The organism is Occallatibacter sp. FHG110214_02 (genome assembly GCF_059115385.1).
Map to the genome: position 1 here is coordinate 178,209 of NZ_JBZYWK010000002.1, position 13,294 is coordinate 191,502.

The following is a 13,294-nucleotide window of genomic DNA, read 5'->3' on the forward strand; positions in this document are numbered from 1 at the left end:
GAAGAGTGAGCCTGTCCCGCACCATCACTAACTGGCAACTCCGCACCCGCGCACTTGAGCTGGGTGCGAAAACGCTCATCATGGGCGTCGTCAACATCACTCCCGACTCCTTCAGCGACGGCGGCCAGTTCCACTCCCCCAATCAAGCCATCGACCACGCACTCCAACTCATCGAAGAAGGCGCAGACATCCTCGACCTCGGCGCGGAAAGCACCCGCCCCAACTCCCACGCCGGAACCGATGCCGCCATCTCCCCCGAAGAAGAACAAGCCCGCCTGCTGCCCGTAGTCGAAGGCATCCTGAAAGCCTCCCCGCAAGCCATCCTCAGCATCGACACCTACAAATCGAGCACCGCCCGCGCCGCCCTCCGCGCCGGAGCCGAAATCCTCAACGACGTATCCGGCTTTACATGGGACCCCGCCATGCCGCTCATCTGCGCGGAACAAAAAGCCGGTGTAGTCCTGATGCACACCCGCGGCCTGCCCGACGAATGGCGCACCCAGCCCAAACTCCCCGCCGACGCGCTCCTCAGCTTAGTCCGCACCGGCCTCACCGAATCCCTTTCCCTCGCCCAATCCTCCGGCATCGCCCCCGACGCCATCGTGCTCGACCCCGGCTATGGCTTCGGCAAGCGCCTCGACGAAAATTTCTCTCTTCTCGCCTGCCAATCTCAACTCCTCGAACTGGGCCGCCCCCTGTTAGCCGGCCTCTCCCGCAAATCCTTCCTCGGCCACGCACTCGCGCCGCTCCACAACAATCAACCAGCCAGCCCCCAACAAAGAGAAGCCGCCACCATCGCCGCCCACACCGCCGCCATTCTCAACGGAGCATCCATCATCCGCACCCACGCCATCCGCTCCGGCGCGGAGGCCGCCCTCATCGCCGACGCCATCCTGGCCGCCCAATAGTTCTCGAAACAGCGCCCCGGCAAAACGCATAAAGATTTCTTATCTACTTTTTCCCTCGCTTGCTGTACTATCCCGTTCAAGCATTCGCTTGCAGTTTCCCGAACACAATTTGCACAGGAGGCCTCTCATGCCACCGCTGCCGTGCCTTCGTACGCATTCCCTCTTCTTGCTCGTCGCATCCACCCTTGCCGCTACCGCCGCGGCACAAACCGCACCACCTGACATCGTCATCAAGAACGCCACTGTCATGACCGCCAGCCACGGTACCATCCAGAACGGAGCCGTCTGGGTCCATGCGGGAAAAATTGCCGGCGTCGGCGCAACCGTCAACGCGCCCTCCTCCGCCAAAGTCATTGACGGAACCGGCCTCTACCTCACCCCCGGCATCATCGATGCGCACTCGCACTCCGCGCTCGATGGCGACGTCAACGAGGCCACCAGCCCCGTCACGCCATCCATGATGATGATTGACGCCTTCGACAACCGACAGGCCGACCTCTATCGCGCCCTCGCCGGAGGCGTCACCACCGAGCTGCTTCTCCACGGCTCGGCCAACATGATTGGCGGCCAGGCCGTTGTCATCAAGAACAAGTTCGGCCTCGACCGCGACTCCATGCTCTTCCCCAACGCGCCGCGCTCCATCAAGTTCGCCAGCGGCGAAAACCCCAAGCGCGTCTACGGCTCCCGCAACCAGCTTCCCTCCACCCGCATGGGCAACTTCGAGGTCATGCGCCAGTCCTTTGAAGACGCCAAGGCCTACATGGCCACATGGGATGCCTACAACGCCAAGGTTGCCAAGGGCGACAAGGAAGCCGCAGCCCCCAAGCGCGACCTCAAGCTCGAAGCCCTCGCCGACATTCTTCGCGGCAAGCTCTACGTGCAAATCCACTGCTACCGCGGCGACGAGTTCCTGACCGAAGAAGCCATTGCCAAGGAATACGGCTTCAAGATTCGCGCCTTCCACCACGCTCTCGAAATGTACAAAGTGGCCGACAAAATTGCCGCAGACGGCTCAGGCATTGCCACCTTTGCCGACTGGTGGGGATTCAAGGACGAGGCCCGCGACGCCATTCCGTGGAATGCCGTCATGTCCATGCGCAAGGGAGTTCGCGTCGCCATCAAGTCTGATTCCGACGACTACATCCGCCACCTCTACGCCGAGGCCGGCAAGACCATCCACTACGGCGGAGCTACCGAAGACGAAGCCCTCAAGATGATTACCATCAACGCCGCATGGATTATCGGCGTGGACGACCGCGTTGGCTCCATCGACGTAGGCAAGGACGCCGACCTCGTTCTCTGGAAGAACAACCCGCTCTCCACCTATGCCCGCGCGCAGAAGGTATGGATCGACGGTGACCTCTTCTTCGACGACTCCCTTCCGGGACTCGGAGCAACTCACTTCACAGGCGCCATGCACGATGGCGGTTTTGGCGGCAGCGACGACGACGGCGACGAGGAGGATGCCCAGTGAAATTTCTCAATGTTAAAAATCAATCCGGGTGCCCCAGGTCCCTCGCATTTGGGGACCTCGGATGGAAGTTCGCAGCCGCATTGCTCTTCGCAATCCCCGCAGCCGCAGCAGCCCAGTCCACCCCCATCGCCATCACCGGCGGCAAGCTCCTCACCGTCTCTCACGGCACCATTGAAAACGGCACCATCGTCCTGCAGGGAGGCAAAATCACCGCCATCGGAGCAGCCGGTTCCGTCACCGTGCCCTCCGGCGCGCAGATTGTGGACGCCAAGGGACTCACCGTTTACCCCGGCCTCATCGACCCGGAATCCAACTTCGGCCTCACCGAAATCAGCTCCGACCAGATGACCAACGACCTCGCTGAAACCTCCAACGAGATCATGCCGGAAATGCACGTCTATGACGCCTTCCACGCCGAAACCGAGCTCATCCCGGTCGCACGCCTCAACGGCATCACCAACGCCGTCGTCGCGCCCGCCAGCGCGGACTCCATCTCTGGCCAGGACAGCTTCATCCAGCTCTACGGGCGCGACCGCGACGAAATGATCCTCAGCCGTGACGTTGCCCTCGCCATGAACTTCGGCGCGCAGCAGCGCCGCGGCGGCCGTGGCGGAGCAGGCGGCGGATTCCCCTCCACCCGCATGGGCCTCATCACCCAGCTCCGCCAGTCGCTTCTCGACGCGCAGGAGTACATGCACAAGCTCGACTCCAAGAAGGACAGCAAGCGCGACCTCAAGCTCGAAGCCCTCATCCCTTATCTCAAAGGCGAGCGCCCCGTCGTCATCGGCGTCAATGAAGGCTACGACGTTGAGACCATCATGAAGGTCGCCCAGGAGTTCCACCTCAAGGTCATCCTCAACCACGTCACGCAATCGCAGGATGTCCTCGACAAAATCGCGTCGTATCACGTGCCCGTCATCGTCGGCTCCATCTTCGCTCAGCCCCGCGCCAACGAGCGTTATGACGCCATCTACACCCTGCCCGCCGAGCTGGCCAAACGCGGCGTCAAAATCGCTCTCACCGTGGGCGGCAACAGCCACAACTCGCGCAACCTGCCCTATGAAGCAGGCTTCGCCGTGGCTTACGGCCTGCCTTACGAGGACGCGCTCAAAGCCATCACCCTCAACGTAGCGGAGATGTTCGGCTTTGCCGACAAGCTAGGCTCCCTCGACGTAGGCAAAATGGCCAACGTAGTCATCGCCAACGGCGACCCGCTCGACGTCCGCACGGATGTAAAGCAGGTCTACATCGACGGAGTAGCCGTCCCCATGGAAAACCGCCAAACCAAACTCCGCGACGAGTACAGCAAATAGGTCGCACCACAAACTCTGGGGGCCCATCCTTGCGATGTTTTTCTATCGCAAGGGTGGGATGAACTCCCGCCAGACTTGAGCCTTGTATCAGGGCACGACTTCAGTCGTGCCGAAAAAGCCACCAGTAGTACCGGGCTTCAGCCGCCGCGTTTTTCCTTATCCGCAAGCCATGCAAAATAAATCCCAAATCTGTGGATAACTCTTGCGCTCAATTAACCCCCAATATGCCATACTCAAAATCATCAACAAGAAAGCCCGGTTCTAACGAACCGGGCTTTCTATCTTTACCAGACCACAAAAAAGTTTTTTCGGACCATTTTTTCTGAAAAGTAACCACTTTTCAGAAACCTGTTAACCAATCAACAAACACCAAAATTCACACCCAACCGATTGATTTAAAACGCATTACGAGAAATCCAGCAGCACCGAGCGCATTAGAAACAAAAGGTAGGCCGAGGATTTATTCCCGGCAATCCAGACCAAAGGAAAAGCATTGGGCTTTAGGCAGCGTCTTCCGAATGGTTTGGAAGGGTACGGGCTTCAGCCCCTGAGGCATGCTTTTGAAACTTCCCGCATCGGGCAAGCAGGAGGGGCATACTGGGACAGTAAAACTCCTTCCCCGGTGCCCGGAAAAAAGGAAAGAAATTTTATTTTTTTGGAAAAGTAACCACTTTTCAGAAACCTGTTAACTACTCAATAAACATACAGTTCAGCATCCAACACATTGATTTAAAACATCATAAGAGAGAATCACTAACACCATCCGTATTAGCCGCATCAGGCAGGAGATCCCCTCCCCCCTAACATCACCGGGACTGCGAACCTATAAACCAGTCCGCATTTGCCTGTTTCCGCGCCTCGGCAAATATCCCACGCCGTGCAAAACAAAATTTCATCGTGCCTCCTAAGAAGATTCAATGCAGCGTCTTATCTTGAAATGTTTAAAACCTCAAGTGAGTGAAAGCTGTATGAAGGCGAAGAGTGCTGTCACTAAAAAAATGAGATGTTTGTGTCATGAATCTTGGAAATAGGCTGGATCAATATGCGTACCCACATGGGTAAGCACTCAGGTTAGCGATTCCGCTCCGCAAGAAGAGGTGTTTTTTTATCTATATCTATATCTATATCTATATCTATATCTATATCTGAGGCCTGTCCGCATATATACAGACAAGCCTCAGTTCAAGCTACAACAGGTATTCCGTTATTTGCCCGTCACGCGCAGCATCAGGATGCCGTGGGAAGGCACCTCGCTCGAATAAGCGCCATTGGTGAACGTTACGTCCTTGTGCGCCCACAGATCACGCGCAGTATTTACATTCTTGCCTGGTAGCAAATCATTCGCTTTCAGCGTCGCTGTTGCCGCAGAATTGCCTAGATTCACCACGCCGACGGCTACTCCTCCATCCGCCAGTGGCTTTATCCATGTTTCAAGCTCGCCATCCTTCGACGGTAATGCCTGCTTGCCCAATGGATCCTGGTCAACGGCAATCACTTCTTTATTCAGAAGAATCGATTTCGTGACATCGGACATGGTTCGAATATCGTTGCCGGCCAATAGCGGAGCCGCAGTTAAAGCCCACAGCCCCATATGTGTCCGGTACTCGTCCGCAGTCATGTGCCCATTGCCAACTTCCAGCATGTCGGGGTCATTCCAATGACCAGGCCCCGCATATGGCGCGGTGGGGACCTGCTTTTCGATGTTGGAGATCATGCTGGACCATTCATCGCGAATATCGCCCGTAGTACGCCACACGTTGCCGCCGACCTTTGGTCCCCATGTCTCTACCCTGCCCAATCCGTACTCGCATAAGCTATACACAATAGGCCGGCCAGTCGCTTGCAGTGCATCCCCCATCTTTTGATAGACGGGCTGCAACTTGTCGTCGGAATAAATTGTGCCCGCGCTGCACCAATCGTATTTCAGATAGTCAATATCCCATGACGCAAACAGTTTTGCATCCTGCTCTTCATAACCATAGCTCGCCGGATATGAGCCACAAGTACGCGGGCCAGGCGACGAGTAAATGCCGATCTTCAATCCTTTGGAATGTACATAATCAGCAAGCGCTTTCATATCGGGGAACTTGGGATTTGTGCGCAACACACCATTTTCGTCACGCGTGCCTTCCCAGGTGTCGTCAATGTTCACATAGATGTAGCCTGCATCACGCATTCCGCTGCTGACCATCGCATCGGCCATGGTGCGCACCGTCTGGTCATCCACCTTGTCCGCAAAAAGGTTCCAACTGTTCCAGCCCATCGGCGGCGTCTTCGCCAGGCCGTTGTCAGCCACATCATGAAGCGCTGGAGGCTCAATATACTTCAACTTTGGAAAATCATCCGCTGGCGTTGCAGGATGCGCCGTAAAGGAGTTTCCCCACTGCTTCCCCTGCAGGTCTTTCCCCACCAGATTGCCCACAATAAATGGCTTGGTGTCATTCCACTCCGCTCCAAATATCTCGAAGTGGTTTCCATTTACCGTGCCCCTGACCTTTGCGATAAACCCGAGCCCACGAACGGTACCTGTCACTTTCGTTCCATCCTGCTTCAGGTCGAACAGGGTCTTCTCTCGTTCTCCGTTATGCAACGTATTGCCTGTAACCGCCCAACGTCCGGTCAGGGCCGATTCCTGTGCGGATGCTCCGGTCCATGCTGGGCATAAGGCAACTGTCATCACACCCGCAGCCATCAATACGCGGGTCCATCTTTTGCATTGCAGCTTCCAATTCATTGTCATCTCCGTAAGTAAACTTTTTACTGTTTGAGCTTCTGTTGTTCTTTCGGATCGTTCGATTCCCCATCACGGCGAATTTCAAACCGACGTGTCATCTCCAGGTCCCTTGCGTCCTTCTTGTCCTTGACCTCTTCAAATCGCTTAGCTTGCTGTTCCCTGCGTGGATCGTTGGTGCGCGCATATAACTGGAGCAAGCCATAATTGCCGGCATAGTTGTCCGGGTCGATCTTCACGGCACGATCAAGATATGCGGAAGCATCTACATTGTTGCTCTGTGTCACGGCAATCTGCCCCAACTCCGCCAGCACACTTGGCTGGTCTGGATGTAATCGCAACGATTCCTTCAGTTCGCTGATTGCATCACTCATGCGGCCCTCTTGACGCGCTACGCGACCCAGGTAGTAATGGGCTTCCGCAGCCGTAGATGTTTGCTGAGCAGCCTGCTTCAGCCACGATGTGGCGTTGTCATAATCCTTTGCGCGAAATAAGGCTCCGCCCATTGCCAGAAGGCCTTCTGGATCCTGTGGACGCAGCTTAATGTACTTCTGCAAATAAGGTGCAGCCTGTTCCGGATCTTCAGAGAACGATACAACCAAGCCCATTCCGAGGTTGTACTCGGGATTGTCCGGTGCAATTGCAAGTGCTTCACCAATCGCCTTGCGAGACTCGGCGTACAGTCCCATCTGCAAGCAAATTACACCGAACTCATATGAAAGGGAGGCATCTTTCGGTTGTAGCTCACGCGCATGCGCCAAATATCCCAGTGCCCCCTGGTTGTCCCCTGCCGCTCTAGCCACACGCGTAAGGTCAATCAGGATTGTGACTGATGTGCTATCTGCGGCAAATGCTTCCTCAAGCGTGGCCCGCGCTGGATTCAACTTGCCGTCAGCCTCCAGCGCAAGCCCCAGCATGCGTAATCCTGCGGGAGAAAGAGCATGCTGCACCGCAGTTGCAGAAAGCAGATCAACAATCAAAGCTGGCCGATGTGCCGCACGCAACGCGACTACACATGCATTTGCGTCCTGTTCGTTCAAGTCAGGATTGGCTGCGAGCGAATGCACAGCTTTAGCTGTAGCTTCACCGTCTTCCAACGAAGCATGAACTTCGCACGTAAGCACTTGTGATCCTATCGCGCTCTGCGCTTGCGGGCTCAGTTTCTCGAGTTCGGCAAGTGATCGCGCATAGTTTTTCTCCCAGGCATAAATGGTTGCGATCTGGTAGCGCGCCTCATCATTCTTACTGTCCATTTGCACTACTTTTTCACTCATTCGAAGCGCTTCCGCACGGACAGTAGCATTCTGCGCGGCCGTTTGCATATCGATACGGCTCAGATTGAGATAAGCGCCTGTCAGGCGTGGATCATGACGCACCGCAGCCAGAAATGCCTGTCTTGCCTCACTTGAATGTCCTTGCTGAATCTCGACTACGCCAAGAAGGTTTTCAAGGCCGCCATCTGCTGGATACTGCTTCGACGCAGACACAATTGCCGTGCGCGCTCCATCCAGATCACCTGATTCAATTTGCTTCTGAATCGCCAACACGCTCTGCATATAGGCAGCGCCACGCTGTTGGGCTCTCGCATTAACCCCTGCGAGACAAACAGCCGTCAGCAAAAACACCTTACGGTACGCTCTCCACCTTGCAAGATACATGGCTATCGGCATGCGGCACCCTACTATACTGATCTCCATGAGCATTCGGCGTACACAATTGCTGACATCCGTGTTAACAGTTGCATCTTTTGCACAAGCATCAATCAGCAGCTCCATTCAGGCTCAATCTGTTCAGAACCCCTCCATCCAAGCTCAAGAAGAAGCCGCCCCGCATCCTTCCGCCGTTGTTTCCCTCGGATTGCCAGCACCGCGCGCCGCAGAGCTGCAACAGGCCATCGACACACGCGACTATCTTACAGCGGAGAAAATTCTCCTGGCCGAAATTGACCACGATCCGCATTCGTCTTCTGCCGGCAAGCTGCTTGCTCTCGCTGGAACTGTTTACTTTCTTAATCATGACTACCTGAACGCCGCTATTGCATGGAAAAAATCTGATGCTATCACTCCGCTTGACCCCAGTCTCCGCTTTTCGCTTGCAATGGCCTACATCCGCATTGCTCATCCTGACTGGGCGCGTCCGGTGCTTGAATCGCTTGCGCTGCAATCTCCGCGCGATGCCTTGTTTCCCTACTGGCAAGGCCGCCTTGACTACGATGCGCATCGGTACGATGACGCAATCCAGCACTTTCAACACGCCATCGAACTCAACCCATCCATGGCGCGCGCCTATGACAACCTGGGACTTTGCTACTACTACGAAAACAAAAATGAACTTGCCATTACCAATTACAGCAAAGCGATAGAGCTTGACCGAGGCTCGCAACATCCTTCTCCCTGGCCGTATCTCAATCTCGCGATCACGCAGCAATTCCTTGGTCAATCTTCGAATGCGCAAGCAAATCTGCATGAAGCGCTTCGCATCGATCCATCCCTCGCACCGGCTCATCTGCAGCTCGGTACAGTCCTGGAAGATCTCAATCAATCAAATGAGGCTGTTGTTGAACTTCGCGAAGCGGCTCGTTTGAATCCAGATTATCCTGAGCCGCACATCATTCTTGCACGCATTTATCACAAGCTCGGCCAGGAACAAGCCGCGCATGACGAAGTGGAAACCTACCAGAAGCTTCGCGCCAAGACGCCCGCTCCGTAGCTTTCCGGCTCCCCCTCTCTTACTTCGCTTGCACCTGCTGCTGTGAGCCTGTGTTTTGCACACCGAGAGGAAAAGCGCCACCTGGCTCATCGAACAGAGCCAGATGGCGCGCAAGAGCAGCTACCAGCAAACTGCCTTCTTAGAACTCAATGCGTCCCGCGAATTGAATCGTACGCGGAGCGGACGCATTGCCGTTCCATTGGCCGAAGGCACTCGGGTTAGCCACGTCGGTATTGAACGAGCTCTGTGGACCATTACCCTGCCCGATCAGAGAGTGCATGTTGAATGCGTTGAAGAAGTTCGCCGAGAACTTGAAGTTCGCTCTCTCTACGATCTTCGTGTTCTTGGTGAACGAGATATCAACGTTCTGATACGTCGGACCGTAGATCGTTGAAACCGCTTTGCCCACGCCTGTGTATCCAAGGGAAGTGAACGATGAGGCCGGCTCAAATGCTGCGAGGTTGAAGTAGGTACCACCCTTCGCGGGATTGAAACCGTTGCGGCCATGCGGCTGCGCCAGTTGGCCCGAAATTACACCCGGTACGCAGTTCTGATGGAACGCGCCCTGGAGCAACGACGTTTGGCAAGTGCCCGAACTGAACGAGAACGGCGTTCCGAACTCATAGCGGTAGATCGGACTCACCTGCCATCCACCCACCAGTCTGCTTACAGCCCCGGCATCGCTCAAGAACTGCTTTCCTTTACCGAAAGGCAGATCGTATACAACAGCGACCTGTCCGGTAATCGGAACGTTGTCCGGAGCAATCGCCCGGGCGCGGCTGTTGTCGTACGGCGAGAAGTAAGCCCCGGTGCCAATACCGCCAGCGCTCGACTGCGTCGAATAAGCCGCATTGGTAATCAGCTTCTGTACCGTGAGTGATCCCAGCGCATACAGACCGTTTGTAATGTGGCGTTCTACACGTCCCTGGAACGAGTTGTAGATGGAGTTGCCATGTCCTTCGTTTCCGCCTTGCAGCGAACCGCAATACTGCGGATAGGGAACAAGCGCCTGTTGCAGAGTAGGCGAGCACGAACCCTTGGCGTTCAACTGGCTTGCCCAACCAATGTAAGGCTCGCCCACACCGTACTTGGCAAAGGTCGCCGGTCCATCCGGGTCGTTATAGTTCGCATTTAGATCCGCGCCAATTGCCTGCAGCCTCGGATCGAATGGGTTAAGAATGTTGATCGGATTGAGAGCGGAAGGAAGATGCGTGCCCTTCGTGCCCACATACGAGACAGACACAAAGAAGTTGTGCGGCATCTGCCGTTCGACCGTCAGGTTCCACTGCGATGAATAGGGCCTCTTGTTGCCATCCAACGGACGGAAGTTAGGACTCGCGCCGTTGTCATAATCGGAGGTAATGTTGCTCGCCGTCGATCCAACCTGCGCGGCGGAAATACCGTTTTGCAGATAAAGCGCCGGCACCTTGAAGTTGCCGCTAGGCGCCTCACTCAAGCTGAGGTTCCTGTTAAATCCATCCAGGTTCATGCCGCCACCCCAGCCGGGATAGAAGGCCTGCCCGAAGTAGATGCCGTAGCCGGCACGCACCACAGTTTTCTCGTTCAGCGTGTAGGCAAAGCCGACGCGCGGAGCCAAGTTTACATGCTGCGCAACTTCAGGGAATTCCGCACCATAGCTGGCCGCACCCCACTTGCTTCCGGCAAATGCAAGCCTGCCCTTCAGTTTCGCGCCCGTCGTCGCATCCGTTATCGCGCCAGGGTTATCGCCGTTCGGATCGAAGAACGCCATGTTGTTGTACTTCTCACGGAACGGTGCAATGTAATCCCAACGCAGGCTATAGTTCACCGTCAGCTTGGGAGTCACGCGCCACGAATCGCCAAAGTGCACTGCAAAGCCATCCTGCCGTGGATACGTTGCGCCCACGTTGTACCAGGTTGCGGAAGCGCCGCCTACTGCACCCAAGTAGAAGCTGGCCATTGCATCGCCAGGGCAGCCTCCGTTGTCAGGGCACAAATCCGTGTCCGCGGTGCCAGTCGTGTCGGCATTGAAGGTGAAGGTACCACCCTCATTGCCTGCACTGTGGATCGAGGTTCCTGCCCGGCGCCACTCAAAGCCTGCCTTCAGCGTGTGCTTGCCGATTACGCGCGTCAGGACATCGTTGAATGCGTAGGTTCCGCGCGTCGTCTTGCCGAGGTTGCCATTCGGAGGGTTGGAGCTTCCGAGGCCGCTGTAGGTGCTTCCGAAAGACATCGCCGGCAGACGAGTCGGATCGGGTGCGCCGGGCACCTTCGGCAGAGGAGAGCCGCCGTTCAGAGCGTAGTAGCCTTCATTGCGGTTCAGGTAGCCGAACGTCATGTGGTTGGTCATGACATCGGAGAAGTTATGCTCCCAGTTCAGTCGTTGAATCGGAGCATTCTCCGGGTTCGCAGGGCTGGCGGTGGAAAGCGCCAGCGGCAGATCGCTCGACGTGTTCGCGCCAGCGTACTGCCACCAGTAGGTGTAGTACAGATGATCCTTGCTGCCTACGTTGAAGTCCGCACGCCAGAAGTACACATTTTCGCTAGCCGTCAGTGAACCCTGGCCCGACTTCGGAATGTAATAGTTGTTGAACTCATTGCCATTGGTGGGCGTCGGCATCGCCGCAATCCACGCCTTAGCAATCGGATCTTCATACGCCGGGTTGATCTGGTTTCGCACGCCGTTGTAGGCAATCGCCTTTCCGGCATCGGCCCCGTACTTCGCCGGATCCAAGGGGTAATAGAGCTGTGTCGGCCATGCACCGAAATTGCCGTTGCGAGCATTATTTGAGGCAATCGACAGCGTGGACGAGTTTGATGCGCCGTGATCCCGGAAACCTTCCCAGTTGAAATAGAAGTAACCCTTCACAAAGGAGTTGGGGCCGTGCAGCTTCGGCAACCAGATAGGTCCGCCGATGTTCGCACCATAGTCGTTCTCCTTGTCCGGGGGCTTGGTGCCGCCGTAAGGAGTTGCGTTGAACATGTCGTTGCGCAGATATTCATACGCCGCGCCGTGGAACTTTTCGCCACCGCTCTTGGTCTGGATAACTATCTGTCCTGAGGTCGTGTTGCCGTACTGCGCGTCATAGTCCGCGGTCAACACGTGCACTTCGCTCGTAATATCCGGCGACATGCCGAAGTCGGTCTGCAGAGCGACCATGCCGCTCTGGTTCATGTAGCCTTCCATCGTGGTGGCGCCGTCAACAATGGCTTCGTCGCCGGAGACCAGGCCGCCGTTCACGCGAACGTTATACGCATTGCCGCCGCCGCCCGTCGTCACACCGGGAAGAAAGATTGCAACCGTGGCTGAAGAACGCGGAGCACCGGAAACCGTCAGCGGCAAGTCCTGCAGCGTCTCCGGGTTAATGCCGCCTTCCAGCGTCGGGTTGTCGTAGTTGATGAGCGAGGCATCACCGATAACGGTCACTGTTTCGTTCGCGTTACCAATAGTCAGGTGGGCATCAACACGGGCCGCCTGGTTGACAGACAGTTCGATTCCCTTCTGGGTTGATGACTTGAAGCCTGCCGCTTCCACCGCCAGATCATATTTACCCGGCGTAAGGTTGCGGAATGAAAACTCGCCGTTAGCGTCTGATACGAAATTTGATGTGAAGCCTGTCGCCAGGTTGACGAGCGTCAGCTTCGCACCTGGAATCGCGGCATTATTTTGGTCGGTCACCGTACCGCTGAGCGAAGCGTTTGTGTCCTGGCCGTAGCTTGGTATACGTGCGGCCACACAAAACACCCCTAGCAGAACGAGCAACAGAGTGCGCGTCACATATTTAAACCTGCACCTCATAGCGTCTCCTGTTCAATCGTGTTGACAAGTGCCCTCGAGTGAAACGTTTTCATTGTGCGGCTCTATCCGTGCCAACATATCTGGCTTTCGCCTATTAACGGATGTAACCGAACCTGTATCTTCACCGAGATCTTTTATGCCGGCGCTTTTCCAACACGCCGTTCATTCATCCATGGGCCCGCTGCTTACATGGCGATTCCATTTCATTCCGGCAAGTGCCTAAAAATGAATGACATATGGAAACGTTTTCAGCAGCGGGGAGAATACTACTCGATTGAAAATTGAACTGTCAACACGTTTTATGAACCGTACTTTCGGAGTAAAAGACAGGGCGATATCCGCCTTACCCATTTGTCGCTTGAGGCCTTTAGAAATCCGGGA

General features: G+C 55.8%; 7 protein-coding genes. 4 read left to right on the forward strand and 3 right to left on the reverse strand.

Annotated elements, in window-relative coordinates:
• Window positions 1-5: 5 nt before the first annotated feature.
• From folP to AC5S3R_RS02855, 3 genes are all read left to right on the forward strand, one after another.
• On the forward strand, window positions 6-908 hold the full coding sequence (folP, locus tag AC5S3R_RS02845) for a dihydropteroate synthase (protein WP_494265123.1): 903 nt from the start codon (window positions 6-8) through the stop codon (window positions 906-908).
• A 127-nt stretch (window positions 909-1,035) separates the two neighbouring features.
• Window positions 1,036-2,382, forward strand: a complete 1,347-nt coding sequence (locus AC5S3R_RS02850) for an amidohydrolase family protein (RefSeq protein WP_494265125.1) — start codon at window positions 1,036-1,038, stop codon at window positions 2,380-2,382.
• The gene (locus AC5S3R_RS02855; protein WP_494265127.1) at window positions 2,379-3,695 is read left to right on the forward strand and encodes an amidohydrolase family protein; all 1,317 of its coding nucleotides are present in this window, start codon (window positions 2,379-2,381) and stop codon (window positions 3,693-3,695) included. Before AC5S3R_RS02850 ends, AC5S3R_RS02855 begins: the two co-directional genes overlap by 4 nt.
• A gap of 1,204 nt (window positions 3,696-4,899) precedes the next feature.
• On the opposite strand, the gene AC5S3R_RS02860 is transcribed toward AC5S3R_RS02855, so the two are convergent.
• The gene (locus AC5S3R_RS02860; RefSeq protein ID WP_494265128.1) at window positions 4,900-6,429 is read right to left on the reverse strand and encodes a glycoside hydrolase family 27 protein; all 1,530 of its coding nucleotides are present in this window, start codon (window positions 6,427-6,429) and stop codon (window positions 4,900-4,902) included.
• 23 nt (window positions 6,430-6,452) lie between these two features.
• The gene (locus AC5S3R_RS02865) at window positions 6,453-8,051 is read right to left on the reverse strand and encodes a tetratricopeptide repeat protein (protein ID WP_494265130.1); all 1,599 of its coding nucleotides are present in this window, start codon (window positions 8,049-8,051) and stop codon (window positions 6,453-6,455) included.
• 31 nt (window positions 8,052-8,082) lie between these two features.
• On the opposite strand from AC5S3R_RS02865, the gene AC5S3R_RS02870 reads away from it, so the two are divergent.
• Window positions 8,083-9,135, forward strand: coding sequence for a tetratricopeptide repeat protein (locus AC5S3R_RS02870; RefSeq protein ID WP_494265131.1), 1,053 nt, complete (start codon window positions 8,083-8,085; stop codon window positions 9,133-9,135).
• A 139-nt stretch (window positions 9,136-9,274) separates the two neighbouring features.
• Here the strand turns inward: AC5S3R_RS02870 and AC5S3R_RS02875 are convergent, their stop codons facing one another.
• Window positions 9,275-12,850: a TonB-dependent receptor gene (locus tag AC5S3R_RS02875; protein ID WP_494265132.1), complete on the reverse strand. Its 3,576-nt coding sequence runs from the start codon at window positions 12,848-12,850 to the stop codon at window positions 9,275-9,277.
• Window positions 12,851-13,294 lie beyond the last annotated feature (444 nt).

What these genes read in the sequence shown, in the direction of transcription:
- AC5S3R_RS02850 (WP_494265125.1), top strand. Translation starts at nt 1,036, where the DNA reads ATGCCACCGCTGCCGTGCCTTCGTACGCATTCCCTCTTCTTGCTCGTC.
- AC5S3R_RS02860 (WP_494265128.1), bottom strand. Translation starts at nt 6,429, where the DNA reads ATGAATTGGAAGCTGCAATGCAAAAGATGGACCCGCGTATTGATGGCT.
- AC5S3R_RS02870 (WP_494265131.1), top strand. Translation starts at nt 8,083, where the DNA reads ATGGCTATCGGCATGCGGCACCCTACTATACTGATCTCCATGAGCATT.